The sequence below is a fragment of the Streptomyces swartbergensis genome, from assembly GCF_002148965.1.
Taxonomy (GTDB): Bacteria; Actinomycetota; Actinomycetes; order Streptomycetales; family Streptomycetaceae; genus Streptomyces; species Streptomyces swartbergensis.
In genome coordinates this window covers 1-25498 of sequence record NZ_NGFN01000092.1, presented here as the reverse complement: position 1 = coordinate 25498, position 25498 = coordinate 1, and the positions used below count along the sequence as shown (strand labels likewise).

The following is a 25498-nucleotide window of genomic DNA, read 5'->3' as shown; positions in this document are numbered from 1 at the left end:
CCCTCCAGCCCCCGCGCACCGCCCGTGAGCTGCTCGCCGATCACCTCACGGCGATGATCTGCTRCGCCGCGATGGACACCGCCGGTGCGACACCGGGCCTGGACTGGCTGGACGGCCCGACCCTCCTCCACAACGGCGAACGCACCGCCGACCTGGCGCCAAAGGTCCTCACCTTGATCGAGGAGGGCGACTCCACGCCATTGCGGGCCTGGCTGGCCGAGCTGGGGATACGCCCCGAGAAGCCGGTCCGGCTCGTCTGACCGCCGGAGCACCCGCTTCCGCTTCTGGCCAATTCGAAACGAACAGTAACGAAGTGCGCGCGTTATGTGATGTGCTTGGACCGTTCGCGTGTATGGCAAGGGCTTGCGACATACGACAAACACATAAGCATGACGGAACCGCACAGCCCCCAGAACACCGCACAGGCCGCGACACCGCACGGCCGGCAGAACACGGCACGGACGGCAGAACACCGCACGGACGGCAGAACACCGTACAGACGGAAAAACACCGCCACACACCACATCAGTACGCACAACCACGGGGGCGAAGGGGAGGGGAAGCACCATGGGTTCGGAGCAGATCCGGCGCTGGGATTCGGGAGCGCTGGCGCACGCCGTGACGGATCCCTTCGGGCTGGGCCCCGTTCCGTGGCTGCGCGGAAACGTGACGTACTTCGACGACAGCGGTCAGGTCGTCCCCTGGTACGTGGACCAGGATCCGGCCCACGCCCCCAAGAAGGGCAGCCGTTCCTCCGGCCCCCGCGCCGCGGACGACATCCACCGCCAGATCAAGGGCTTCACCTCCACCGGCGCGGTCGCGCCCGGCGAGGCCATCGACTTCCACATCACCGTCGACCCGCCGCAGGAGTTCGGCGTCGACATCTACCGCATCGGCCACTACGGCGGTGACGGCGCCGCGAAGATCACCACCAGCCCGCGCCTGTCCGGCATCGTGCAGCCCCCGCCGCTCACGGCGGACCGTACGGTCTCCTGCCACCACTGGTGGCTGTCCTGGCGGCTCCAGGTCCCGTCGTACTGGAACATCGGGGCGTACGTCGCCGTCCTCACCACCGCCGGCGGCTACCGCTCCCACGTTCCCTTCACGGTCCGCCACGACCAGCCCGCCGACCTGCTCCTCGTCCTGCCCGACATCACCTGGCAGGCGTACAACCTCTACCCGGAGGACGGCCGCACCGGCGCCAGCCTCTACCACGCGTGGGACGAGAAGGGCCGTTTACTGGGCGAGGCCGATGCGGCCACCACGGTCTCCTTCGACCGCCCGTACGCGGGCGCAGGCCTGCCCATGCACGTCGGCCACGCCTACGACTTCATCCGCTGGGCCGAGCGCTACGGCTACGACGTCGCCTACGCCACCGCCGGCGACCTGCACGCGGGCCGCGTCGACCCCGCCCGCTACCGCGGCCTGGTCTTCCCGGGCCACGACGAGTACTGGTCGGCCCCGATGCGCGGTGCCGTGGAGCTCGCCCGCGACGCCGGCACCTCGCTCGTCTTCCTCTCCGCCAACTCCATGTACTGGCAGGTGGAACTGGGCCCCTCCCCGTCCGGCGTCCCCGACCGCCTGCTGACCTGCCGCAAGCGCAGGGGCCCGGGCAAGCCGGTGCTGTGGCGGGAGATCGACCGGGCGGAGCAGCAGCTCATCGGCATCCAGTACGCCGGCCCCGTCCCCGAGCCGCATCCGCTGATCGTGCGCAACGCCGGCCACTGGCTGTGGGAGGCGACCGGGGCGCACGAGGGGGACGAGATCGAGGGCCTGGTGGCGGGCGAGGCCGACCGCTACTACCCGCGCACCCCGCTGCCCGAGCACGAGGAGCGCGTGCTGCTCGCCCACTCGCCGTACACCGACAAGGAGGGCGCGCCACGCCACCAGGAGACGTCGCTGTACCGCGCGCCCTCCGGCGCCTGGGTCTTCGCATCCGGAACGTTCGCCTGGACCCCGGCCCTGGACCGCCCCGGCCACATCGACGCCCGTATCCAGCGGGCCACCGCAAACCTCCTGGACCGCATCTGCAAACGCGACTGACCCTCTGTCCGTGATCAGCCCCGCATACGGGAGAATCAACCCCATCAGACAGAACCACGGGGAGGAACCGTGTCCGGATTCGTAGAGAAGCCCGAGCCGATCCAGGTTCCGGGCCTGGTGCACCTGCACACCGGAAAGGTGCGCGAGCTGTACCAGAACGAGGCGGGCGACCTCGTGATGGTCGCCAGCGACCGCATCTCCGCATTCGACTGGGTGCTGCCGACCGAGATCCCCGACAAGGGCCGGGTCCTCACGCAGCTCTCCCTGTGGTGGTTCGACCAGCTCGCCGACCTGGTCCCCAACCACGTCCTGAGCACGGACCTGCCCGCGGGCGCCCCCGCCGACTGGGAGGGGCGCACGCTCGTCTGCAAGTCGCTCCAGATGGTGCCCGTGGAGTGCGTGGCCCGCGGCTACCTGACCGGCTCGGGCCTGGTCGAGTACAACGAGTCCCGCACCGTCTGCGGCCTCGCCCTCCCGGAGGGCCTGGTCGACGGCAGTGAACTGCCCGCCCCGATCTTCACCCCGGCCACCAAGGCCGCCGTCGGCGAGCACGACGAGAACGTCTCCTACGAGGAGGTCGCCCGCCAGGTCGGCGCCGACACCGCCGCCCGGCTGCGCCAGGCGACCCTCGCCGTCTACTCCCGGGGCCGGGACATCGCCCGTGACCGGGGCATCATCCTCGCGGACACGAAGTTCGAGTTCGGCTTCGACGGCGACGACCTGGTCCTCGCGGACGAGGTCCTGACCGCGGACTCCTCCCGCTTCTGGCCGGCCGACCAGTGGCAGCCGGGCCGCGCGCAGCCGTCGTACGACAAGCAGTACGTCCGCGACTGGCTGACCTCGGCGGAGTCCGGCTGGGACCGCAAGAGCGAGCAGCCGCCGCCCGCGCTGCCGCAGCAGGTCGTCGACGCAACCCGCGCCAAGTACGTGGAGGCGTACGAGCGCCTGACCGGCACGAGCTGGTCGTAGGACCAGCGCACAGGACACAGAGAAGCCCCCCGGCCGGAACCGGGGGGCTTCTCGCTGGAGCGAACGACGAGGTTCGAACTCGCGACCTCAACCTTGGCAAGGTTGCGCTCTACCAACTGAGCTACGTTCGCATGCGCCGTGGCGCGAGAACCACTATACCCAACCTCGCTCCCGCGCGAGCCGCACCGCGGCATGCCGGTTCTCCGCTCCGAGCTTCGACACGGCCGACGACAGGTAGTTCCGTACGGTCCCCTGCGACAGCGCGGCCCGCTCCGCGATCTCCGCCACGGGGGCACCGTCGGCGGCGAGTTCCAGCACCTCGGCCTCCCGGGCGGTCAGTGGCGAGTCCCCGGCGGCGATCGCGTCGGCGGCCAACTCCGGGTCGACGTAACGGTTCCCGGCGTGCACCGTGCGAATGAGCTCTGCGAGCCGCTGCGCGCTCACGGTCTTCGGCACGAACCCCCGCACTCCGGCCTCCAGGGCCCGTTTCAGATGCCCGGGCCGCCCGTGGCTGGTGACGATGAGCACCTTGCAGCCGGGCAGTTCGGTGCGCAGGGATGTGGCGACCTTCACACCGTCGGCGCCGGGCATCTGGAGATCCAGTACGGCGACGTCGGGCTTGTGGGCCCGGGCCATCGCCAGCGCCTCCGGCCCGGTGGCCGCCTCGGCGACGACCATGAGGTCTTCCTCCAGCGACAGCAGCGCGGCGAGCGCCCCACGGATGAGGTGCTCGTCATCGGCGAGCAGCAGCCGCACGGGCTCGGCGGCCGTCATGGCGTGACCTCACTCACGGTTCGCACAACGGCGACGGACTCGGAACCGGCGGGCTTCGACGGCAGCGGAATCTCCGCCGTCAGCCGGAACAGCCCCCTGCCCGCGGGTCCGGCCTCCAGGGTCCCGTCGATCTCCGCCAGCCGCTCCCGCAGCCCGGCGAGCCCGGAGCCGGTCGAGCCGGTCGAGCCGGTCGAGCCGGTCGAGCCGGTCGAGCCGGTCGAGCCGGTCGAGCCGGTCGAGCCGGTCGAGCCGGACGAGCCGGTCGAGCCGGACGAGCCGCCCCCGGCCTCGGTGACCCCGTCGTTCTCCACCGACAACACCACACGCCCCTCCAACACCCGCAGCCTCACCGCACACCGCCGCGCGTCCCCGTGCCGCAGGACGTTCGTGGCGGCTTCCCGCACCACCCACCCCAGGGCGGACTGCACCGCGACCGGCAGCCCCGCCGCCGTCGCCCCGCCCACCGTGCAGTCGATACCGGCCGCGGCCAGCACCCCTTGCGCACCGGCGAGTTCCGAGGCGAGGTCGGCCTCCCGGTAGCCCCGGACGACCTCGCGGACCTCCCGCTGCGACTCCTGCGCGAGCCGCTGCACCTCGACCATCTGCGCCACGGCCTCCGGCCTGTCCCGCTGGGCGAGCTGCACGGCCAGTTCGCTCTTGAGCGCGATGACGGCGAGGTTCCGCCCCATGACGTCGTGCAGGTCCCGCCCGAACCTCAGCCGCTCCTCGGCGACGGCGAGCCGGGTCCGGGTCTCACGTGCCTCGTCGAGTTCGTAGACGATGTTGAGCAGCCACACCGAGACGATGGCCGTGAAGGCCATGATTCCGCCGCAGAACAGCACGATCACCGACGCGAAGATCGATTCGCCCGCAGGGGCGCCCCTGGTGAACGCCACGATCCAGGAGCCCGCGGTGAAGGCCCCGACGACGGCGAACACGCGCTTCCGCTCACGGATGCCGAGCGCGATGATGCCGACTCCGATGATGACGACCACCCCGAAGGCCGAGCCCGCGGCGGCGTCCACCCTCTCGCGGTCCGGTCCGCGTTCCGCGATGCCGATGACGGTGACGCCGACCACGGCGCTGACGGCGGCCAGCGACCACAGCAGTCCGACGGGCTGGGGCCGCCTGCCCCGCGTCCAGTCCAGCGCCCGTGAGACGGTGACGCAGCAGAGCGCGGCGTGGACGCCCGCCGGCAGCAGCAGAGCGGCCCCCAGCCACGCTCCCAACGGGATCGTGGCCGTGAGCCCGACCGTGACGAACTCGATCAGCGCGAAGGAGTAAAACGACCAGCGCGTGTACGTCTCGACCTTCTCCGGCTTGCTCTGCCCCCGCCACCACCTGCCCGGCCCCCGCATCAGCCCGTCACTCCCCCTTCGGTCAGCGCCGCGGTTCCCAGCGGAACCACCGCCGTACAGCAAACACCGCGATGACGATCCAGACCACCGCCGTCGCGATGGCACCCAGCGCCTCGTAAGCAGACAGGTCGCCGGTCCAGCCGCCGCGCACCAGAGTGACGACGGGCGTCAGCGGCAGCAGTTCGCAGACGGAGGCCACCCGGTCCGGCAGCAGCTCCAGCGGGAAGAACATGCCGGAGCCCATCATCGAGATGATCATCAGCGGCATGGGCGTGACCTGGGCGCTCTCGCCGGTCCTGGTGAAGCTCGCGGTGGCGGCGGCCAGCGCGGCACACATCACGAGCCCCAGCAGCAGGCCGGTGACGGCCAGATGGGGCGCGGGCGGCGCGGGCAGATCCAGCAGGACCGAGCAGCCCACCGCCAGCACCAGGCACTGCACGAGCCCGGTGAGAACGGCCGGTAGCGCGGAACCGGCCAGGATCTCGACGTCCCGCAGCTCACCGGTGCGCAGCCGCTTGAGGACGAGTTCCTCACGCCGGACGACGAGGGCGCCGACGAGCACCGAGTAGACGGCGAACAGCAGGGAGAAGCCGACCGAGGCGGGCAGCACCAGGGTGCCGGTGCTCAGCCCGACTTCGGCAAGGTCCATCTCCTTGGACACCTGCGATGTGCTGACCGGCAGCACCAGCGGTGCGAACAGCGCGGCGACGAGCGCGCCCTTGGTGCGCCCGAGCAGGATCACCTCGGCGCGGGCGAGCGCCGTCATCCGGCTCACTGGAGTGGTAGCCGCCGGCGCCGGGCGGGTCGTCGTGTGCGTGGCGCTCATGCCGCGTACTCCTTCGTCGTCGTGGCCCGCTCCGCGGAGACCTCCCGGGCGATCCCGAGGAACGCCTCCTCCAGGGAGGCCGACCGCACGTCCAGGCGGCGCAGCTCCACCCGGGCCTGCGCGGCCCACGTCAGCAACCTGGTGGCGGTCCGTTGCAGTTCATGGGTGCGGAGCCGGATTATCCGGCCGTCCGTCTCGTGCCCGGTCACGCCCAGCTCGCCGAGCGGCGGGAGATCGCCGACGAAGTAGCCCTCGGGCAGCTCGAAGGAGATCCGCGACGGTTCGCCGGCGGTCACCTCGGCCGGGGTTCCGGTGGTGGCGATGCGGCCCTCGTGCATGATCGCCAGCCGGTCGGCGAGGTTCTCGGCCTCCTCCAGGTAGTGCGTGGTCAGCAGCACCGTCGTACCGCCGTCGCGCAGCGTGCTCACCAACTCCCAGGTGTCGCGGCGGCCTTCGGCGTCCAGACCGGTGGTCGGCTCGTCCAGGAAGAGCACCTCGGGGTCGCCGAGCAGCGCGAGCGCCAGATCGAGCCGGCGCCGCTGGCCGCCGGACAACTGCTTGACCCGGGTGCCGGCCTTCGACTCCAGCCCGACCAGCGCCAGGACCTCCGCCGGCGGCCGGGCCCCGCTCACACACCCCGCCCACATCCGCGCGGTCTCCGCGACGGTCAGCTCGGACGGGAAGCCGCCTTCCTGGAGCATCACGCCGGTGCGGGGCCGTACGAGGGCCCGGTCGGTGTACGGGTCGTGCCCGAGGACCCGCACCCGGCCGTCCGCCGGTGCCGCGAGTCCCTCCAGCACTTCCACGGTCGACGTCTTGCCCGCGCCGTTGGTGCCCAGCAGGGCGAAGATCTCCCCGCGCCGTACGGAAAAGCTGATTCCGCTTACCGCCTCGAACCCGCCCCCGTACACACGCCGCAGGTCAGTGACCTCAATCACGTGTTCGTGTCCGTTGTTTTCCATGCCTTCAGCGTCCCGGCCGCGCGGCTCCGGGAGCAGTGCGCGCTGTCATCACTCGGCATGACAAATGTCAGAAGCAATGATCAGGGATGAGGAACGGAAACACGAAGAAGACCCCGGTCCATCAGGACCGGGGTCTCATTCCCGAGCGGACGACGAGGCTCGAACTCGCGACCTCAACCTTGGCAAGGTTGCGCTCTACCAACTGAGCTACGTCCGCATATGCTCCCGACCGCCAGCCTGAAAAAGCTCGGCCACCGATCGGTGCGGGCACCAGCCTACCTGATCCACAAGAGTGGTCGGTACTGGCGATGCAGAGCGGGTGACAGGAATCGCACACTGCGCCTTCCCCCTGGAAGGGGGATGTTCTACTACTGAACTACACCCGCACGTTTCCGTGAGCTGGGCCTTTCGGCCTCGCCCCTCGGCGTGCTCCAGACTCTAGCTGATCAGCCCGGGTGCTGCGCAAGTCGGTTGCCGCGAGGGGCGGGTGACCGGTCGTCCGCCCGGCCTCACCGGGCCGTCACTGCGCGGCGGTGAACGCCTCGTAGACCCTCTTGGGGATGCGCCCGCGGGCGGGGACCTCCATCTTGTGGGCCTGGGCCCAGGCCCGCACGGCCGACGGGTCGGGGGCGACCTCCGTCTGGCGGTACGCCCTGCCCGAGCGGGACCGCTTGCGGCCGGCCTCCACGTAGGGCGCGAGCGCCTTCCGTAGTTCGCCGGCATTGACTTCGTTCAGGTCGATCTCGTACGACTTGCCGTCCAGTCCGAAGGCGATCGTTTCCGCCGCTTCCGAGCCGTCGATGTCGTCAAAGAGAGTGACCACGACCTTCTGCGCCACGAATATCGGTCCCTTCCTGCGGCACTTGCCAATTTCATTTCTACAGTGCCTGACAATGCAATGTGAAACCCGACTAAATCTGTCCGCGTGTCCGAACGCAATAGGTTCCGGGTGTCGACCCGGAATCTTTCCCGGAAATTTTCGTGTGTGGGCCGGTCGATGCAGGATCGTGATGACCGTCACGTAGATTCCTACAAGTCGACGCGCGTAGAAATTTTGTGCGGGTAGTCTGAAGGAACCTGCTCAGCACCACACACCGGGAGTGCCAGTGGCACGCGTCGTAGTCGACGTCATGCTCAAGCCGGAGATCCTCGACCCCCAGGGCCAGGCGGTGCAGCGCGCACTGCCGCGGCTGGGTTTCGACGGGATCTCGGACGTCCGCCAGGGAAAGCGTTTCGAACTGGAAGTTGACGGGCCGGTCGACGAGGCCGCCCTCGCCCGCATTCACGATCTTGCGGAGTCGTTCCTCGCGAACACCGTGATCGAGGACTTCACGGTCCGGGTCGAGGAAGTCGCGGAGGCCGTGAAGTGACCGCTCGTATTGGCGTCGTCACTTTCCCCGGCAGTCTGGACGACCGGGACACCCAGCGCGCGATCCGGCTCGCGGGCGCCGAGCCGGTCGCCCTGTGGCACAAGGACAAGGACCTCAAGCAGGTCGACGCCGTGGTGCTGTGCGGTGGATTCTCCTACGGCGACTATCTGCGCGCCGGAGCCATCGCCCGCTTCTCGCCGGTCATGGAGCCGCTGATCGAGCAGGCGAAGGCCGGCCTCCCGGTCCTCGGCATCTGCAACGGCTTCCAGATCCTCACCGAGGCCCATCTGCTGCCCGGCACGATGCTGCGCAACAACCACCTGCACTTCATCTGCCGTGACCAGAAGCTGCGCGTGGAGAACGCCGAGACGGCCTGGACCAGCGACTACACCGCCGGCCAGGAGATCCACATCCCGCTGAAGAACATCGACGGGCAGTACGTCGCCGACCAGCGCACGCTGGACACGCTGGAGTCCGAGGGCCGGGTCGCCTTCCGGTACCTGGACGTCAACCCCAACGGCTCGAACAACGACATCGCGGGTGTCGCCAACGAGGCCGGCAACGTCGTGGGCCTCATGCCGCACCCTGAGCACGCCGTCGAGCCGCTGGTCGGTACGGGCCGTACCGACGGTCTCCCGTTCTTCACCTCGATCCTCAAGAAGCTGGTCAACGCATGAGCCGGACGCCTCTGGACACGGTCGAGCACGCGGCCGCGACCCCCGACGTCGAGCTGCCCTGGGCCGAACTGGGCCTGAAGAAGGACGAGTACGAGCGCGTGGTCGAGATCCTCGGCCGCCGGCCCACCGGTGCCGAGCTCGCCATGTACTCGGTGATGTGGTCCGAGCACTGCTCGTACAAGAGCAGCAAGGTGCACCTGCGCCAGTTCGGCGAGAAGGCCCCCGAGAACGACGCCCTGCTCGTCGGCATCGGCGAGAACGCCGGTGTCGTGGACGTCGGCCAGGGTTACGCGGTCACCTTCAAGGTCGAGTCGCACAACCACCCGTCGTACGTGGAGCCCTACCAGGGCGCGGCCACCGGTGTCGGCGGCATCGTCCGCGACATCATCGCCATGGGCGCCCGCCCGGTCGCGGTCGTCGACCCGCTGCGTTTCGGCGCCGCCGACCACCCCGACACCAAGCGGGTGCTGCCGGGTGTCGTCGCCGGCATCGGCGGCTACGGCAACTGCCTGGGCCTGCCCAATATCGGCGGCGAGGTCGTCTTCGACTCCTGCTACCAGGGCAACCCGCTGGTCAACGCCGGGTGCATCGGCGTGATGCGGCACGAGGACATCCACCTCGCGAAGGCGTCCGGCGCGGGCAACAAGGTCATCCTGTACGGGGCCCGGACCGGCGGTGACGGCATCGGCGGCGCGTCGATCCTGGCGAGCGAGACCTTTGACGACGCCAAGCCCTCCAAGCGCCCCGCCGTCCAGGTCGGCGACCCCTTCCAGGAGAAGCTGCTCATCGAGTGCACCCTGGAGGCCTTCCGGGAGAAGCTCGTCGTCGGCATCCAGGACCTGGGCGCGGCGGGCCTGTCCTGCGCGACCAGCGAGCTCGCCTCGAACGGCTCCGGCGGCATGCGCGTGACGCTGGACGACGTCCCCCTGCGCGACTCCACGCTCTCGCCCGAGGAAATCCTCATGAGCGAGTCGCAGGAGCGCATGTGCGCGGTCGTCGAGCCGGGGAAGGTCGACCGCTTCCTGGAGATCTGCGAGAAGTGGGACGTCATCGCCACCGTCATCGGTGAGGTGACCGACGGCGACCGCCTGGAGATCTACTGGCACGGCGGCAAGATCGTCGACGTCGACCCGCGCACGGTGGCCCACGAGGGCCCGGTCTACGAGCGCCCGTACGCCCGCCCGTCCTGGCAGGACGCCCTCCAGGCGGACGACGCGAACAAGCTGCCGCGCCCGCAGACGTCCGAGGAGCTGAGGGACCAGGTCCTGAAGCTGGTCGGCTCCCCGAACCAGGCCTCCAAGTCCTGGATCACCTCCCAGTACGACCACTTCGTGCAGGGCAACACGGTCCTCGCCCAGCCCGAGGACTCCGGCATGATCCGGATCGACGAGGAGACCGGCCTCGGCGTGGCCCTGGCCACGGACGGCAACGGCCGGTACGCCAAGCTCGACCCGTACGCGGGCGCGCAGCTGGCGCTGGCGGAGGCGTACCGCAACGTCGCCACGACCGGCGCCAAGCCGCTGGCCGTCTCCGACTGCCTGAACTTCGGCTCGCCCGAGGACCCGGCCGTGATGTGGCAGTTCGCGGAGGCCGTGCGCGGTCTGGCGGACGCCTGTCAGCAGCTCGGTACGCCGGTCACCGGCGGCAACGTCTCGCTCTACAACCAGACGGGCGAGGCGGCCATCCACCCGACCCCGGTCGTCGCGGTCCTGGGCGTCATCGACGACGTCGCCCGCCGCACGCCGGTCGCCTTCCAGGAGGAAGGCCAGCTGCTCTACCTCCTCGGTGACACCCACGAGGAGTTCGGCGGCTCGGCCTGGTCCCAGGTGATCCACGACCACCTCGGCGGTCTGCCGCCCAAGGTCGACCTGGAGCGCGAGCGGCTGCTCGCCGAGATCCTGATCGCCGCCTCCCGCGACGGCATGATCGACTCCGCGCACGACCTGTCCGACGGCGGTCTGATCCAGGCGGTCGTCGAGTCGGCGCTGCTCGGCGGCAAGGGCGCCCGCCTGATCGTCCCGGACGGCCTGGACGCCTTCACCTTCCTCTTCTCCGAGTCGGCGGGCCGCGCGGTCGTGGCCGTGCCGCGTTCGGAGGAGGTCCGCTTCAACGACATGTGCGGCGCGCGGGGCCTGCCGGCCACCCGCATCGGTGTCGTGGACGGCGACTCGGTGGACGTCCAGGGCGAGTTCACCCTCTCCCTGTCCAAGCTGCGCGAGCTCCACGAGGGGACGATCCCGGCCCTGCTGGCGTAGTCACGCACGAAAGCCCCGCCCCGCCTGTCATGGCGACGGGCGGGGCTTTCGCATGTCCGGACGGCCCTCTTGCACGTGATTACGTAGTTCCGTAATATCCGCAGCGTGGAACTGGAACAACGTGTTGCCGACCTCGAACGACGACTGGCGGCCCTGGAAGGCGCCCACCGCGCCGGACCCCGCCTCGACGCAGGCGACTTCTGGGCCCTGAACGGGCTGAAGGAGCAACTGTCCGAGCTGGGAGCCGCCGACGGCGGTGTCCTCTACACCGGCTCCGTGCGCCTGCCGACGGGCGAGCAGTACGCGTGGCAGACGGGCGCCGTGACGGACGAGCTGCTCGAGGACGACTGGGCACCGGTCGCCGAGTCGCTGGCGGCGCTCGGCCACCCGGTCCGGCTCCGGCTGCTCCGCGAGATCCTCGGCGGCCGGCGCACCGCGGCGGAACTCGCCGAGCTGGACGAGGTCGGCACGACCGGCCAGATCTACCACCACCTGCGCCAGCTCACCGGCACAGGCTGGCTGCGCACGACCGGCCGGGGCCGCTACGAGGTGCCGCCGGAGCGGGTCGTACCGCTGCTGGTGGCGGTGACGACGGCACGCCCGTGACGGTGACTGAACCGGGGGAGCGTATGTCCGCACGCAAGCTTGGCATGGTGTCCTTCCAGGGCCTCCAGCTGGCCTTCGTCGCGCTGGTGATCGCCCACATCTGCTTCGGCTGGGGCTATCACGTCTTGTGGAACTGCCTGCTGCTGGTCCTCGCGTACGTCGTCGTCACCGTCGCCCACCGGTGGGGCGGCGCCCCCGACGGCCCTCGCCGGGCCCGGGAGCCCGTCGAGGTCGCCCCGCCCGTGACCGGCCGCTGGTCCGCGCTGAACAGCCCGGCCGACCGCACCCCCAGTCACGGCATCCACGCCCACGGGCAGACGTACGCCATCGACATCCTCGCCGAGCCCGAGCCGGGCTCCCGCCCCGCCTTCCGCCGGCTGTGGCCGCTCGCCCGCCGCCCCGAGGCATTCCCGGCCTTCGGCTCCCCGATCCTCGCGGTCGCCGACGCCACGGTCGTACGGGCCGCCGACGGCCGGCGCGACCACCTGAGCCGCAACCTGCTGCGAGCCTGCTGTACCTGATGCTCATCGAGGGCTCGGTGCGAGAGATGTCCGGTGTGTCCGGTGTCCGCCAGATCCTCGGCAACCAGTCATCCTCGACCTCGGCAACGGCACCTGCGCTGCCTACGCCCACCTCCAGCGCGGCACTTCCAGCTGATGGACGGCCCCGACCCGGACGCGGCCCGGGTCGGGGCCTCCCCTTCACCTGGCACGGCATCGGCCTGCCCGCCAACGGGGAGATCTTCGAGACCCCTCCGACAGCGATGACTCGCACTTAGGCTGACGCCATGCCCCCGGCCAAGAAGCGCGCCCGCAGCTACGACCCCGCCAAGATCCGCACGGCCGTGTCCGCCCAGTTCGGGAACGTACGGCAGGCCGTCCGCACCCTCGGCCCCGAGCAGCTGGCATGTCCGACGCGGCTCGGTGACTGGACGGTCCGGGAGCTGGCGGCGCACGTGACGCTGGCCGTGGAGAGCGTCAGCCGCAACCTCGACCGCGAGGAGCCGGCGAAGGCGGAGCTCGCCCTTCTCGACTGGCCCTTCGCCACCGCCGCCCGCGCCGCCGGCATCGCCGACGACACCCGGCGGCTCGCCGAGGCCCACCCCGACCTCGACGCCCTCTACGCCGACACCGGGGAACGCCTCACGAAGAAGCTGGCGGACGCTCCCGGAACCCGCCTGCTCGCGACGCGGACGGGCGCCATGACCCTCGCCGACTACCTGGTCACCCGTACCGTCGAACTCGTCGTCCACACCGACGACCTCAACGCCGCCGTCCCCGGCCTCGACATCCCCTACGACCGCCAGGCCCTCGCCGCCTGCACCCGGCTGCTCGCCGACGCGCTCGCCGCGAAGGCACCCGGAGGCTCGACGGAGGTGCGGGTGCCGCCTTTCGCGGTGGTGCAGTGCGTGGAGGGCCCGAGGCACACCCGGGGCACCCCGCCCAACGTCGTCGAGACGGACCCGCTGACCTGGATCCGGCTGGCGACCGGGCGACTGGCCTGGGCACAGGCGCTCCAAGACGCCAAGGTCAGCGCCGGCGGGGAGCGGGCGGATCTGTCGGCCTACCTGCCGCTCATGGCGTAGGCGCTCAGGCAGTAGGAGGAACAGGCGCGCCGTAAGGGGAACCGATCCCCCCGGGTCCCCCGTCGAAGTGGCATGGACAGGCAGAAGCAGCGCATGACCCTGACGGCCGCCGCCATGCTCGTCCCGCTCATGGCGGCCTGCGGCAACGAGAAGGCGGACGGCGGCAGCGGCTCGGTCGGTGCCGGGAAGCCGGTGACGGGCGTGCGGTGGAGCGTGGACAGCGTCACCGCGGACGGCAGGACCCACAAGGCCCCGGCCGGCGCCCACGTGACCATCGACAAGGGCCGGGCCGAGGGCAGCTTCGGCTGCAACAAGTTCGGCGCCCAGGCCACCGTCGACGGCGACCGCATCCGGCTCAGCAAGACCATGTCCACGGAGATGGCCTGCGAGAACAAGCCCATGGAGTTCGAGGAGACCCTCGCCCGCACGCTCTCCGACCGGGAGTTCCAGGCACGGGTGGACGGCGACCGCCTCACCCTCACCACCGGCCAGGGGGACACCGTCCGCCTGACCAAGGCCGAGGACGCTCCGCTGAGCGGCACCAAGTGGACCGTCACGTCCCCGGAGACCGACGGCCGCGCCCACCTCACCTTCGACGAGAAGAAGGGCACCGTCTCCGGCAGCCTCGGCTGCAACAAGGTGAACGCCGCGGCCACCGTCCGCGACGGCGATATCACCCTCGGCCGCCCGTCCACGACCCGAATGATGTGCGAAGACTCACTAATGTCCGACGAGAAGACGCTGCTGCGACTTTTCGACGGGAAGCTGAAGTACGGAGTCGATCACCAAACTCTGACGCTGACCAGCGAAAACGGCACGAGTGTGCGAGCCGTCGCCGAGTAGTGATCCACTGAAAAGTCCGGTATCCCCAATTCGGACCAGTGGACGACCTCGCCTACACTCGGTGGCGTGCCACGTGGTGACGGACGACTCAACCACGACCTGCTCCCCGGTGAGAAGGGCCCCCAGGACGCTTGCGGCGTCTTCGGTGTCTGGGCTCCGGGCGAAGAGGTCGCCAAGCTCACGTACTTCGGGCTCTACGCCCTCCAGCATCGAGGCCAGGAATCCGCGGGAATCGCGGTCAGCAACGGCTCACAGATCCTCGTCTTCAAGGACATGGGCCTGGTTTCCCAGGTCTTCGACGAGACCTCACTCGGTTCGCTCCAGGGTCACATCGCGGTCGGTCACGCCCGCTACTCGACCACCGGCGCCTCCGTGTGGGAGAACGCCCAGCCGACGTTCCGTGCGACCGCGCACGGCTCCATCGCGCTCGGCCACAACGGCAACCTCGTCAACACCGCCCAGCTCGCCGAGCTGGTCGCCGACCTGCCCAAGCAGGAGGGCGGCCGCACGCCGCGCGTGGCGGCCACCAACGACACCGACCTGCTCACCGCGCTCCTCGCGGCCCAGGTCGACGAGGACGGCAAGCCGCTGACCATCGAGGAGGCGGCCGGCCAGGTTCTTCCGCAGGTGCGCGGCGCCTTCAGCCTCGTCTTCATGGACGAGAACACCCTCTACGCGGCCCGCGACCCGCAGGGCATCCGCCCCCTGGTCCTCGGCCGTCTCGAGCGCGGCTGGGTCATCGCCTCCGAGTCCGCCGCCCTCGACATCTGCGGCGCCGCCTACGTCCGCGAGATCGAGCCGGGCGAGTTCGTCGCCATCGACGAGAACGGCCTGCGCACCTCCCGATTCGCGGATGCGAAGCCCAAAGGCTGTGTCTTCGAGTACGTGTACCTGGCCCGCCCGGACACCGACATCGCCGGCCGGAACGTCTACCTCTCCCGCGTGGAGATGGGCCGCAAGCTCGCGAAGGAAGCCCCGGCCGAGGCCGACCTGGTCATAGCGACCCCGGAGTCCGGCACCCCGGCCGCCATCGGCTACGCCGAGGCCTCGGGCATCCCCTTCGGCGCCGGCCTGGTGAAGAACGCCTACGTCGGCCGTACGTTCATCCAGCCCTCGCAGACCATCCGCCAGCTGGGCATCCGCCTGAAGCTGAACCCGCTGAAGGAAGTCATCAAGGGCAAGCGCCTGGTCGTCGTCGACGACTCGATCGTGCGCGGCAACACCCAGCGCGCCCTGGTCCGCATGCTCCGCGAGGCGGGCGCCGCCGAGGTCCACATCCGGATCTCCTCGCCGCCCGTGAAGTGGCCCTGCTTCTTCGGCATCGACTTCGCCACGCGCGCCGAGCTCATCGCCAACGGCATGAGCATCGACGAGATCGGCACCTCCCTGGGCGCCGACTCCCTGGCCTACATCTCCATCGACGGCATGATCGAGGCGACCACCATCGCCAAGCCGAACCTGTGCCGCGCCTGCTTCGACGGCGAGTACCCGATGGAGCTCCCCGACCCCGAGCTGCTCGGCAAGCAGCTCCTGGAGACGGAGCTGGCCGCCGGCCCGGCCGCCACGGCCGCCGCCGACGCGATCCGCCGCCCGTAGGCAGCCCGCAATACCTGCTGTACGACACGAAGGTTCTCATTAGCCATGTCTGAGACAACTGGTGCCAGCTACGCAGCTGCTTCTTACAAAACAGCAGGTGTCGACATCGAGGCGGGCGACCGCGCCGTCGAGCTGATGAAGGAGTGGGTGAAGAAGGCCCAGCGCCCCGAGGTCCTCGGCGGCCTCGGCGGCTTCGCCGGCCTCTTCGACGCCTCCGCCCTGAAGAACTACGAGCGGCCCCTGCTCGCCTCCGCCACGGACGGCGTCGGCACCAAGGTCGACATCGCGCGTCAGCTGGGCGTCTACGACACCATCGGCCACGACCTGGTCGCCATGGTCATGGACGACATCGTGGTGTGCGGCGCCGAGCCGCTGTTCATGACCGACTACATCTGTGTCGGCAAGGTCCACCCCGAGCGGGTCGCCGCCATCGTCAAGGGCATCGCCGAGGGCTGTGTGCTGGCCGGCTGCGCCCTGGTCGGCGGTGAGACGGCCGAGCACCCGGGCCTGCTGGGCGAGGACGACTTCGATGTCGCCGGCGCCGGTACGGGCGTCGTGGAGGCCGACCGGCTGCTCGGCGCGGATCGTATCCGTACGGGTGACGCGGTGATCGCCATGGCGTCCTCCGGACTTCACTCGAACGGGTACTCCCTCGTCCGGCACGTCCTGCTGAACCAGGCGGGCCTGGCCCTGGACGCCCACATCGACGAGTTCGGCCGCACCCTCGGCGAGGAGCTGCTGGAGCCGACGAAGATCTACTCGCTGGACTGCCTGGCCCTGATGCGCACCACCGAGGTGCACGCCTTCAGCCATGTCACCGGCGGCGGACTCGCGGCCAACCTCGCCCGGGTCGTCCCGGACGACCTGCACGCGATCGTCGACCGCTCCACCTGGACCCCGGGCCCGGTCTTCGACCTCGTCGGCCGCACGGGCAGCGTCGAGCGCCTGGAGCTGGAGAAGACGCTGAACATGGGCGTCGGCATGATCGCGATCGTGCCGCAGGAGTCCACGGACGTGGCCCTGGCGACCCTGGCCGACCGCGGCGTGGACGCCTGGGTGGCAGGAGAGATCACGGACAGGGGCGAGCACACCACTGGTGCCGCCCTTGTGGGTGACTACGCGAGCTGACGACCTGAAGGCAGCACAGAACCCGGTCGGTGACCGAAGTCACCGACCGGGTAAGTGCTCAGTGCAGGGTCAAGCGCCGCGACGGTGTTGAGAGGACTGGTCGTCCTCGTCTTCATCGTCGTCCTCGTAGAGGTCGGCGTACCGTGCGTACAGGTCGTCGTCCTGATCATCGTCCTCGAACGGCCCGCCGTTAGGCGGCTGCGGATTCGAAGGCGATGCACCCAGCTCCTCGGCCAGGCGTGAGAGGTCAGTCCCACCGCTGTTGTACTTCAGCTGGCGGGCGACCTTCGTCTGCTTGGCCTTGGCCCGGCCGCGCCCCATGGCTCGACCCCCTCAACGACGGGGCTCGACGGCCCCAGAGTCTTGACACGCGTTCATGGTCCGGCACGGACTCTCCGCGGAGAGACCGGTCCGTAGGGCTTCCACGGTACCTGAGCCCGCGCCCATACGGTACGTCGCCCGCATGACGTGCCCGCGCCCAGGACCTTCGAGGCGCCCCGTCCTCGCTGGTCAACCGCGATTTTAACCACTTATCGGCGGTCGACCCGCCGGTAGAAGTGAGAGTTCTCTCTAACTGCCCACCGACGGGTACCGGCCAAACGTGCGAGGACGCCTCCGAATCAGCGCGCCCGGCGGGCCGTGGCCGCGTCGTACATGCGCTGCTCGGCGATCCGGTCGGCCGCGGCAGCCGGCGGAATGCCGTCTTCCTTCGCACGTGCGAATATGGCCAGCGTGGTGTCGAAGATCTTCGCCGCCTTCGCCTTGCACCGCTCGAAGTCGAAGCCGTGCAGCTCGTCGGCCACCTGGATGACGCCGCCGGCGTTCACCACGTAGTCCGGCGCGTAGAGGATCCCGCGGTCGGCGAGGTCCTTCTCCACGCCCGGGTGGGCGAGCTGGTTGTTGGCGGCACCGCAGACCACCTCGGCGGTCAGCACCGGCACGGTGTCGTCGTTCAGCGCCCCGCCCAGCGCGCAGGGGGCGTAGATGCCCAGGCCGTCGACGCGGATCAGCTCGTCGGTGTCCTTCACGGCCATGACGTCCCGGTGCCGCTCGGTGATCCGCCGTACGGCGTCCTCGCGCACGTCCGTGACGAAGACCTCGGCGCCCTCCTTCACCAGGTGCTCCACCAGGTGGTGGCCGACCTTGCCGACGCCGGCGATGCCGACCCGCTTGGCGCGCAGCGAGGGGTCGCCCCACAGGTGCTGCGCGGAGGCCCGCATGCCCTGGTAGACGCCGTATGCGGTGAGGACGGAGGAGTCACCGGCGCCGCCGTTCTCCGGGGAGCGGCCGGTCGTCCAGCGGCACTCGCGGGCCACGACGTCCATGTCGGCGACGTACGTGCCGACGTCGCAGGCGGTGACGTAGCGGCCGCCGAGGGAGGCGACGAACCGGCCGTAGGCGAGGAGCAGCTCCTCGGTCTTGATCCGCTCCGGGTCGCCGATGATCACGGCCTTGCCGCCGCCGTGGTCGAGACCGGCCATGGCGTTCTTGTACGACATCCCGCGGGCGAGGTTCAGCGCGTCGGCGACGGCCTCGGCCTCGCTCGCGTACGGGTAGAAGCGCGTACCGCCGAGCGCGGGGCCCAGGGCGGTGGAGTGGATGGCGATGACGGCCTTGAGGCCGCTCGCGCGGTCCTGGCAGAGCACGACTTGCTCATGACCGCCCTGGTCCGAGTGGAACAGGGTGTGCAGTACATCAGCAGGTGCGCCGGTTACGTCGGTCACTGTGGTGACTCCTGAGTAAGTTGCGGCGGGTGGAGACCGGCTCCCGTGCGGGTGGCGGGGGCTGTGAGCACGAGATTAGAGCCTGGGGGGCCCGCCGGCCGCACAGTGCTCAGGATCACCTCCGACCGGAGTACAGCCGTGCGACGATTTGCATAGATTTCCCGTGCTTTTGTGAGTGGTTCCGCAGGTTTTCGCGACGATGGGCGGGGGAGGGAGCAGGCGTGCCCAAGGTGTCCTCGGTGATCGTCCCCTACGCGACCTATCTGCGCGTGTACGAACCGCTGGCCGCCTTCCCGGAGCCGGAGCGCAGCCACTGGGCCCGCTACGCGCGCCGTCCCGACCGTCCCTCGTACCAGGACGAACTCCGCCGCGCCCTGGCCGACTTGGCGCCCACCCCGCCGGTCCTGGTGCCGGTGCACGAGAGCCAGGACGCCTTCGTGCTGGACGTCGACGGCGTCGTCTGCGTCTGCCCCTGGCGCACCCGGCTGCGCGGCTGGCAGGCGCTGGAGGAGCTCTCCGAGGAGCTCCCGCCGCCCGTCCTGGACGCGGTCCTGCCGCCCTTCCTGCGCCACCAGGCGGCCCAGGACTACGAGCGCTGGCTGGCGGAGAACCCGGACGCCCGGCCGTGGATCCGTACGGCGACCTGGCAGGTGCCGATCAACTGGTTCGTGCTGGTCGCAGACGAGGAGCGCGAGTACGACAAGGGCGACAGCGAGGACAGCCCGCCGGTGCTGCGCTACCGCACTCCCATGGTCCAGGCGCGGCGGCGGGTGGCCCGGGGCCTGCGGGCCCTGAAGGAGGCCATGGACGAGGGGCCGCTGATCGACGGCCTGGTGGACGTCGGGCGCTGGCTGGAGGAGTTCCACCCACGCTCGCTCGTGGAGCTGGATTACGGCGGCCTGGTGCACGCCCTGCCGGCCGGGGCGCTGGAGCACGACCACTCGGCCGCGGACGTGGCGGAGGGCATCGCCGCGCTGCGCCGGGGCGACGGGGCGGCCGCGGGGGAGGCGTACGCCCGGCTGGTGGACCGGTGGCGTTCCGTACGGGATCTGCGGTCGGCGAACTGACCTCTGACCTTCGGTTCCTACGGACCGCTCGCGACCGGTCACGAACAGGCGTTTGACGTACCGCCCGTTTTGGGGTTTTGTCCTCGCACCGACGTTCCTGAAGTGCGCTCTGCGTTTACTGACGCCTTGTCAACAACGGACGTAGGTTCCGATCCGGGCGTACCTCTCAAGTAGGCCAAACGTGACGGACTGCACGTACATGGCCCTTGCGCCCCTTGCCCCTCCTCGTGCCAAAATAGGACAAGGAGTCCGGGGGGCTCCTTCCGTCCCGTTGTGCTGCATTGTGGGCGGAATCTCAGCATTGCACGCTTTGGGGGGTCTGAATGACTCCTGATCGCCCTGTGACTGATCGTCACAGTGGCGTGACTGTCCGCTATGGCATGGTCCATCGGCATCCGTCGCTGATGAACACCTGGGAGGGCAATTCCATCGGTTTGGCCGACGCGGCTGGACAGATGGTGTAGTTGTAGTGCCGAGGACAAGCCGTTCGTCCTATAACCGACTCGACTCGCGTCCGCCATTTCGGGCAACGCGGGTCAAGGTGCAGAATTTAGAGGAAAGAACCGAGAAGGTTCGGTTCTCCCGAGGAGGCCGCTCATGACCGCTCGCACCCCTGATGCCGAGCCGCTGCTGACCCCGGCTGAGGTCGCCACGATGTTCCGCGTCGACCCGAAGACGGTCACGCGGTGGGCGAAGGCCGGCAAGCTCACGTCGATCCGCACGCTCGGCGGGCATCGTCGCTACCGCGAGGCCGAGGTCCGCGCTCTGCTCGCGGGCATTCCGCAGCAGCGCAGCGAGGCCTGAACAACTGAATAACCGGGCAAACCGGCTGGTCCCCCATCAGCCGAGACGTCCGGAACCACAGCTCCAAGCGACGCGGGTCCTGCCCCAACAGGCCCCACGCCCACGCCAGTCAGAGCTCTCAGGCATATAACAGGGTGCGTCGTCGGTCGCGCTGGACTCCGCCGGGTCCAGCGCGATCTTTTTTGTGCGCCGGCTGTCGGGCTGCTGAGCCCTGTTGTGAGCGGCCTTGTCAGAGTCTGGGGAGGGGTGCCGGATCCCCTGTGTGCAGCACCGTGGAAGGGGTGCAATTGCACATATTAAATTGACCTGTTGTAGGCGGGGTGTAAGTACCGCACTTTCCAAAACTCATGCCGTGACACCCGTCACATACCGAGCGGCTTGTTAGCTCGGCCGCGGGTGCGGTAGTGGAACCACTGGCTCCAGAACCCCCTGCCCGGGCGGGTGTTGAGACCGGCCTCCGTCACGCCCGCGCCGGGCTCTCGTTCTCGACGGCCCCCTGGGAGGCCTGGGCGGTGCGAGGGGCGGACTGGGCGGACTCCATCGCCAGCCGTAGCAGGTGATGGCAGATCGGGCAGTGGCGAGTGAGATGCCGGTACGACGACGCGGCCGCCAGGTGTGCACGGAGCAGGGCCCGCGTCTCGTGCCTAGCCGATGCCGCCATACGCCACCTCCAGAAGGCCGAACCGGGAACGGCCCTGGGTTCTGGGTACCGAGGGAATGACAGGCCGTCAAGACGGCGTGGGTCCGACACGCTGCTGACTGTGCCGGTGGGGCCGTGAGAAACGCAAGAGAGCCCGGATCCGAAGATCCGGGCTCTCTTGCACTGCGGTCCTGACGGGATTTGAACCCGCGGCCTCCACCTTGACAGGGTGGCGAGCACTCCAAACTGCTCCACAGGACCAGGTTTCGCGGCGCCATTCGTGCGTTGCGCTGCGAGAAGAGACTCTACAGGAGGGCAGGTCCCTGGTCGAACTCACCTTGCGTGCGCACGCCGTCACGGCACCGCCGCGTCGATCGCCTTCACGATCCGCTTGTCCGAGACGGGGTACGCCGTGCCCAGCGCGTGGGCGAAGTAGCTGACCCGGAGCTCCTCGATCATCCAGCGGATGTCCAGGACCGACGACGGCACCGGCCGGCCCTGCGGCATCTGCTCCAGGAGCCAGGCGTACTCGTCCTGCATCTCGTGGACCTTCTGCATCCGCGTGGTGTCCCGCTGGACGTTCGTCGGCATCTGCGTCAGGCGCCGGTCCGCGGCCACCAGGTAGCGCATCAGGTCCGGCATGCGCCGCAGACCCGCCTCCGTCACGAAGCCGGGCTTCACGAGGGCGTCCAGCTGCCTCCGCACGTCCTGGAGGTTCGGCAGCAGCGCGGGGCTGCGTACGGCCTTCAGACGGCGTTCACAGGCCTGCCAGGCGGCCAGGACCTGCTGCACCTGGTCCACCGTACGGACGGTCGTGTCGACGATCTCGGCGCGCACCTTGTCGTACAGCTTGCGGTACGACTCCTCGTCCCACGCCGGCCCGCCGAAGTCCGCGATCAGCTTGTCGGCGGCCGCCATCGCGCAGTCGTCGAACAGCGCCTGGATGGAGCCGTGCGGATTCGCGGACAGCGCCAGCTTCTGCGCGTTCGTCAGCTTCTCGGAGGCGAACTTCGCCGGGTTCACCGGAATGTTGCGCAGGATCAGGCGGCGGGTGCCCTTCCACATGGCCTGCTGCTGCTCGGCCTCCGTGTCGAAGAGGCGTACGGAGACCGTGTCGCCGTCGTCGACCAGCGCCGGGTACGCCTTCACCGGCTGGCCGGCCCGCCTGGTCTCGAAGACGCGGGTGAGGGTGCCGATCGTCCAGTCGGTGAGGCCCTTGCGCTCCAGGGACTCGCCGCCCTGGCGCTCCGCCGTGGCGGCCGCCGCCTGGGAGAGGGCCTTGCGGGCCTTCGGCCGGAGCTTGAGCTTCAGTTCCTGAAGGTCCTTGTCCTCGGCGAGCTTGCGGCGCCGCTCGTCGACGATCCGGAACGTGACCTTGAGATGGTCGGGGACCTTGGACCAGTCGAAGTCGTCCGCCTCGAACGGCACGCCGACCATGCGCCGCAACTCGCGGGTCATGGTGGTCGTGAGGGGCTCCTGGAGCGGGACCGCGCGCTCCAGGAACGCCTTGGCGTAGTTCGGCGCGGGCACGTAGTTGCGGCGGATCGGCTTGGGCAGGGACCGGATGAGCTCCGTGACGAGCTCCTCCCGCAGGCCCGGGATCTGCCAGTCGAAGCCCTCGTCCGTGACCTGGTTGAGGACGTGGAGCGGGATATGGACGGTCACACCGTCGGCGTCCGCGCCCGGCTCGAACTGGTACGTCACCCGGAACTTGAGATCGCCCTGGCGCCAGGAGTCCGGGTAGTCGGCCTTGGTGACCTCGCCCGCCTTCTCGGTGAGGAGCATCTCGCGCTCGAAGTCGAGGAAGTCGGGCTGTTCGTGCCGCTTGTGCTTCCACCAGGAGTCGAAGTGCGCACCGGACACGACGTGTTCGGGGATCCGCTGGTCGTAGAAGTCGAACAGCGTCTCGTCGTCGACCAGGATGTCCCGGCGCCGGGCCCGGTGCTCCAGCTCCTCGACCTCGGTGAGGAGCCTGCGGTTGTCCGAGAAGAACTTGTGGTGCGTGCGCCAGTCGCCCTCGACGAGCGCGTTCCGGATGAACAGCTCGCGGCTGACCTCCGGGTCGATCCGGCCGTAGTTGACCTTCCGCTGCGCCACGATCGGCACGCCGTAGAGCGTGACCTTCTCGTACGCCACCACCGCGGCCTGGTCCTTCTCCCAGTGCGGTTCGCTGTACGTGCGCTTGAGGAGGTGGCCGGCGAGGGGCTCCACCCACTCCGGCTCGATCTTGGCGTTGACGCGGGCCCAGAGTCGGGACGTCTCGACGAGCTCGGCGGACATCACGAAGCGCGGGGGCTTCTTGAAGAGGGCCGAGCCGGGGAAGATCGCGAACTTGGCGTTGCGGGCGCCCAGGTACTCGTTCTTCCCGGTGTTTCGCCCGCCCTCCGCCCCGGCGTCCTTCACGTCCTTCAGGCCGATGTGGGAGAGCAGGCCGGCGAGGAGGGAGACGTGGATGAGGTCGGCCGGGGCATCGTCCTCGTTGAGGTGGATGCCCATCTGCTTGGCGACCGTGCGCAACTGGCTGTAGATGTCCTGCCATTCGCGGATGCGAAGGAAGTTGAGGTACTCCTGCTTGCACATCCGGCGGAAGGAGGACGAGCCGCGCTCCTTCTGCTGCTCGCGGATGTAGCGCCAGAGGTTGAGGTAGGCCAGGAAGTCGCTGGTCTCGTCCTTGAACCGGGCGTGTTGCTGGTCGGCCTGGGTCTGCTTGTCGGCGGGGCGTTCGCGCGGGTCCTGGATGGACAGCGCGGCGGCTATGACCATGACCTCGCGCACGCAGCCGTTCTTGTCCGCCTCCAGGACCATGCGGGCCAGCCGCGGGTCGACGGGCAGCTGGGCGAGCTTGCGGCCGGTGTCCGTGAGCCGCTTGCGGGGGTCCTTCTGTGCCGGATCGAGGGCGCCCAGCTCCTGGAGGAGCTGCACGCCGTCGCGGATGTTGCGGTGGTCCGGCGGGTCGATGAAGGGGAACTTCTCGATGTCGCCGAGGCCGGCCGCGGTCATCTGGAGGATGACGGAGGCGAGGTTCGTCCGGAGGATCTCCGCGTCCGTGAACTCCGGGCGGGCGTTGAAGTCGTCCTCGCTGTAGAGGCGGATGCAGATGCCGTCCGAGGTACGGCCGCAGCGGCCCTTGCGCTGGTTGGCGCTGGCCTGGGAGACCGGCTCGATGGGGAGGCGCTGGACCTTGGTGCGGTGGCTGTAGCGGGAGATCCGTGCGAAGCCCGGGTCGATGACGTACTTGATGCCCGGGACGGTGAGGGAGGTCTCGGCGACGTTCGTGGCCAGGACGATCCTGCGTCCGGTGTGCGGCTGGAAGACGCGGTGCTGTTCGGCGTGCGACAGCCGGGCGTAGAGCGGCAGGATCTCCGTGAACCGGTAGTTCTTCTTGGTCAGGGCGTCTGCCGTGTCGCGGATCTCCCGCTCGCCGGAGAGGAAGACCAGGATGTCGCCCTGGCCCTCCTTCTGGAGCTCCTCCACCGCGTCGATGATCGCGGTGATCTGGTCGCGGTCGGCGTCGTCGCCGTCCTCCTCCAGGAGTGGCCGGTAGCGGACCTCCACGGGGTACGTACGGCCGCTGACCTCGACGATCGGGGCGTCGCCGAAGTGCCGCGAGAAGCGCTCGGGGTCGATGGTGGCCGAGGTGATGACGACCTTGAGGTCGGGGCGCTTCGGCAGCAGCTGGGCGAGGTAGCCCAGCAGGAAGTCGATGTTGAGGGACCGCTCGTGGGCCTCGTCGATGATGATCGTGTCGTAGGCGCGCAGCTCGCGGTCGGTCTGGATCTCGGCGAGCAGGATGCCGTCCGTCATGAGCTTGACGAAGGTGGCGTCCGGGTCGACCTGGTCGGTGAACCGGACCTTCCAGCCGACGGCCTCGCCGAGGGGCGTGTTCAGCTCCTCCGCGACGCGCTCGGCGACGGTGCGGGCGGCGATCCTTCTCGGCTGTGTGTGGCCGATCATGCCGCGGACCCCGCGGCCGAGCTCCATGCAGATCTTCGGGATCTGCGTGGTCTTCCCGGAACCGGTCTCACCGGCGACGATCACGACCTGGTGGTCGCGGATGGCGTCGGCGATCTCGTCCTTCTTCTGGCTGACCGGCAGCTGCTCGGGATACGTGATCTCGGGCAGACGGCCGCGTCGCCGGGCCATCCGCTCCTCGCCCTTGGCGATCTCCGCCTCGATCTCGGCGAGGACGGCGGCCCGGGCCTCCGGCTTACGGATCTTGCGCGCACCTTCGAGCCTGCGCCCGAGCCGGTGCGCGTCGCGCAGGGACAGCT

Annotated in this window: 21 protein-coding genes, 4 tRNA genes and 2 pseudogenes; 14 read left to right on the top strand and 13 right to left on the bottom strand. The window is 69.6% G+C overall.

What is annotated here, in order from left to right:
* The 3 genes and pseudogenes from CA983_RS16860 to CA983_RS16850 form a co-directional block, all read left to right on the top strand.
* Window positions 1-260 (top strand): annotated as a pseudogene (locus CA983_RS16860) (hypothetical protein); the annotation flags it as partial.
* Window positions 261-567: 307 nt separating this feature from the next.
* Entirely contained in the window at window positions 568-2043 is a 1476-nt protein-coding gene (locus CA983_RS16855) for a N,N-dimethylformamidase beta subunit family domain-containing protein (protein ID WP_086601723.1), read from the top strand.
* A gap of 69 nt (window positions 2044-2112) precedes the next feature.
* A complete protein-coding gene (locus CA983_RS16850; RefSeq protein ID WP_086601722.1) occupies window positions 2113-3012 on the top strand; it encodes a phosphoribosylaminoimidazolesuccinocarboxamide synthase in 900 nt (299 codons plus the stop codon).
* A gap of 55 nt (window positions 3013-3067) precedes the next feature.
* On the opposite strand, the gene CA983_RS16845 is transcribed toward CA983_RS16850, so the two are convergent.
* The 8 genes from CA983_RS16845 to CA983_RS16810 form a co-directional block, all read right to left on the bottom strand.
* Window positions 3068-3143: transfer RNA gene (locus tag CA983_RS16845), tRNA-Gly, on the bottom strand.
* 22 nt (window positions 3144-3165) lie between these two features.
* Window positions 3166-3786, bottom strand: coding sequence for a response regulator transcription factor (locus tag CA983_RS16840; protein WP_086601721.1), 621 nt, complete (start codon window positions 3784-3786; stop codon window positions 3166-3168).
* Window positions 3783-5144 carry a sensor histidine kinase gene (locus CA983_RS16835; RefSeq protein ID WP_086601720.1) on the bottom strand — a complete coding sequence of 454 codons (1362 nt, stop codon included), beginning with the start codon at window positions 5142-5144 and terminating at the stop codon, window positions 3783-3785. The genes CA983_RS16840 and CA983_RS16835 overlap by 4 nt, the downstream gene beginning before the upstream one ends.
* Before the next feature lie 22 nt (window positions 5145-5166).
* Complete coding sequence (locus CA983_RS16830) at window positions 5167-5970, bottom strand: ABC transporter permease (RefSeq protein WP_086601719.1); 804 nt, start codon at window positions 5968-5970, stop codon at window positions 5167-5169.
* Window positions 5967-6932, bottom strand: a complete 966-nt coding sequence (locus CA983_RS16825; RefSeq protein WP_086601718.1) for an ABC transporter ATP-binding protein — start codon at window positions 6930-6932, stop codon at window positions 5967-5969. Before CA983_RS16825 ends, CA983_RS16830 begins: the two co-directional genes overlap by 4 nt.
* 144 nt (window positions 6933-7076) lie before the next feature.
* Window positions 7077-7149, bottom strand: a tRNA-Gly gene (locus CA983_RS16820).
* Window positions 7150-7246: 97 nt separating this feature from the next.
* Window positions 7247-7318: transfer RNA gene (locus CA983_RS16815), tRNA-Gly, on the bottom strand.
* A 134-nt stretch (window positions 7319-7452) separates the two neighbouring features.
* On the bottom strand, window positions 7453-7770 hold the full coding sequence (locus CA983_RS16810; RefSeq protein ID WP_086601717.1) for a histone-like nucleoid-structuring protein Lsr2: 318 nt from the start codon (window positions 7768-7770) through the stop codon (window positions 7453-7455).
* A 268-nt stretch (window positions 7771-8038) separates the two neighbouring features.
* Here CA983_RS16810 and purS point away from each other — a divergent pair, with 268 nt between their 5' ends.
* From purS to purM, 9 genes and pseudogenes are all read left to right on the top strand, one after another.
* Window positions 8039-8302 carry a phosphoribosylformylglycinamidine synthase subunit PurS gene (gene purS / locus CA983_RS16805; protein ID WP_030251612.1) on the top strand — a complete coding sequence of 88 codons (264 nt, stop codon included), beginning with the start codon at window positions 8039-8041 and terminating at the stop codon, window positions 8300-8302.
* Window positions 8299-8979 carry a phosphoribosylformylglycinamidine synthase subunit PurQ gene (gene purQ / locus CA983_RS16800; RefSeq protein ID WP_086601716.1) on the top strand — a complete coding sequence of 227 codons (681 nt, stop codon included), beginning with the start codon at window positions 8299-8301 and terminating at the stop codon, window positions 8977-8979. The genes purS and purQ overlap by 4 nt, the downstream gene beginning before the upstream one ends.
* The gene (gene purL, locus CA983_RS16795) at window positions 8976-11234 is read left to right on the top strand and encodes a phosphoribosylformylglycinamidine synthase subunit PurL (protein ID WP_086601715.1); all 2259 of its coding nucleotides are present in this window, start codon (window positions 8976-8978) and stop codon (window positions 11232-11234) included. Before purQ ends, purL begins: the two co-directional genes overlap by 4 nt.
* A gap of 105 nt (window positions 11235-11339) precedes the next feature.
* Complete coding sequence (locus CA983_RS16790; protein WP_086601714.1) at window positions 11340-11840, top strand: ArsR/SmtB family transcription factor; 501 nt, start codon at window positions 11340-11342, stop codon at window positions 11838-11840.
* Window positions 11841-11863: 23 nt separating this feature from the next.
* Window positions 11864-12618 (top strand): annotated as a pseudogene (locus CA983_RS16785) (M23 family peptidase).
* A 9-nt stretch (window positions 12619-12627) separates the two neighbouring features.
* Complete coding sequence (locus CA983_RS16780; protein WP_086601713.1) at window positions 12628-13425, top strand: maleylpyruvate isomerase family mycothiol-dependent enzyme; 798 nt, start codon at window positions 12628-12630, stop codon at window positions 13423-13425.
* Window positions 13426-13497: 72 nt separating this feature from the next.
* On the top strand, window positions 13498-14268 hold the full coding sequence (locus CA983_RS16775; protein ID WP_086601712.1) for an META domain-containing protein: 771 nt from the start codon (window positions 13498-13500) through the stop codon (window positions 14266-14268).
* A 66-nt stretch (window positions 14269-14334) separates the two neighbouring features.
* Window positions 14335-15864 carry an amidophosphoribosyltransferase gene (gene purF / locus CA983_RS16770; protein WP_086601711.1) on the top strand — a complete coding sequence of 510 codons (1530 nt, stop codon included), beginning with the start codon at window positions 14335-14337 and terminating at the stop codon, window positions 15862-15864.
* A gap of 45 nt (window positions 15865-15909) precedes the next feature.
* A complete protein-coding gene (gene purM / locus CA983_RS16765; protein ID WP_086601710.1) occupies window positions 15910-16992 on the top strand; it encodes a phosphoribosylformylglycinamidine cyclo-ligase in 1083 nt (360 codons plus the stop codon).
* A 69-nt stretch (window positions 16993-17061) separates the two neighbouring features.
* Here the strand turns inward: purM and CA983_RS16760 are convergent, their stop codons facing one another.
* Window positions 17062-17313, bottom strand: coding sequence for a DUF3073 domain-containing protein (locus CA983_RS16760; RefSeq protein ID WP_020277200.1), 252 nt, complete (start codon window positions 17311-17313; stop codon window positions 17062-17064).
* A gap of 299 nt (window positions 17314-17612) precedes the next feature.
* On the bottom strand, window positions 17613-18716 hold the full coding sequence (locus CA983_RS16755; RefSeq protein WP_086601709.1) for a Leu/Phe/Val dehydrogenase: 1104 nt from the start codon (window positions 18714-18716) through the stop codon (window positions 17613-17615).
* Between the two features lie 221 nt (window positions 18717-18937).
* On the opposite strand from CA983_RS16755, the gene CA983_RS16750 reads away from it, so the two are divergent.
* Together CA983_RS16750 and bldC are read left to right on the top strand one after the other, a co-directional pair.
* On the top strand, window positions 18938-19783 hold the full coding sequence (locus tag CA983_RS16750) for a DUF8083 family protein (protein ID WP_086601708.1): 846 nt from the start codon (window positions 18938-18940) through the stop codon (window positions 19781-19783).
* A 597-nt stretch (window positions 19784-20380) separates the two neighbouring features.
* Window positions 20381-20587: a developmental transcriptional regulator BldC gene (bldC, locus tag CA983_RS16745; protein WP_003949541.1), complete on the top strand. Its 207-nt coding sequence runs from the start codon at window positions 20381-20383 to the stop codon at window positions 20585-20587.
* Between the two features lie 460 nt (window positions 20588-21047).
* Here the strand turns inward: bldC and CA983_RS16740 are convergent, their stop codons facing one another.
* The 3 genes from CA983_RS16740 to hrpA form a co-directional block, all read right to left on the bottom strand.
* Window positions 21048-21248 carry a DUF6274 family protein gene (locus CA983_RS16740; RefSeq protein WP_086601707.1) on the bottom strand — a complete coding sequence of 67 codons (201 nt, stop codon included), beginning with the start codon at window positions 21246-21248 and terminating at the stop codon, window positions 21048-21050.
* A 165-nt stretch (window positions 21249-21413) separates the two neighbouring features.
* A tRNA-Asp gene (locus CA983_RS16735) sits at window positions 21414-21488 on the bottom strand.
* Window positions 21489-21581: 93 nt separating this feature from the next.
* Entirely contained in the window at window positions 21582-25496 is a 3915-nt protein-coding gene (hrpA, locus tag CA983_RS16730) for an ATP-dependent RNA helicase HrpA (RefSeq protein ID WP_086601706.1), read from the bottom strand.
* Between the last annotated feature and the right edge of the window lie 2 nt (window positions 25497-25498).

Excerpts from the sequence above, each read along its gene's own strand:
- CA983_RS16855 (WP_086601723.1), top strand. The coding sequence starts at position 568 with ATGGGTTCGGAGCAGATCCGGCGCTGGGATTCGGGAGCGCTGGCGCAC.
- CA983_RS16840 (WP_086601721.1), bottom strand. The coding sequence starts at position 3,786 with ATGACGGCCGCCGAGCCCGTGCGGCTGCTGCTCGCCGATGACGAGCAC.
- CA983_RS16835 (WP_086601720.1), bottom strand. The coding sequence starts at position 5,144 with ATGCGGGGGCCGGGCAGGTGGTGGCGGGGGCAGAGCAAGCCGGAGAAG.
- CA983_RS16830 (WP_086601719.1), bottom strand. The coding sequence starts at position 5,970 with ATGAGCGCCACGCACACGACGACCCGCCCGGCGCCGGCGGCTACCACT.
- CA983_RS16825 (WP_086601718.1), bottom strand. The coding sequence starts at position 6,932 with ATGGAAAACAACGGACACGAACACGTGATTGAGGTCACTGACCTGCGG.
- purL (WP_086601715.1), top strand. The coding sequence starts at position 8,976 with ATGAGCCGGACGCCTCTGGACACGGTCGAGCACGCGGCCGCGACCCCC.
- CA983_RS16780 (WP_086601713.1), top strand. The coding sequence starts at position 12,628 with ATGCCCCCGGCCAAGAAGCGCGCCCGCAGCTACGACCCCGCCAAGATC.
- CA983_RS16775 (WP_086601712.1), top strand. The coding sequence starts at position 13,498 with ATGGACAGGCAGAAGCAGCGCATGACCCTGACGGCCGCCGCCATGCTC.
- purM (WP_086601710.1), top strand. The coding sequence starts at position 15,910 with ATGTCTGAGACAACTGGTGCCAGCTACGCAGCTGCTTCTTACAAAACA.
- CA983_RS16760 (WP_020277200.1), bottom strand. The coding sequence starts at position 17,313 with ATGGGGCGCGGCCGGGCCAAGGCCAAGCAGACGAAGGTCGCCCGCCAG.
- bldC (WP_003949541.1), top strand. The coding sequence starts at position 20,381 with ATGACCGCTCGCACCCCTGATGCCGAGCCGCTGCTGACCCCGGCTGAG.
- CA983_RS16740 (WP_086601707.1), bottom strand. The coding sequence starts at position 21,248 with ATGGCGGCATCGGCTAGGCACGAGACGCGGGCCCTGCTCCGTGCACAC.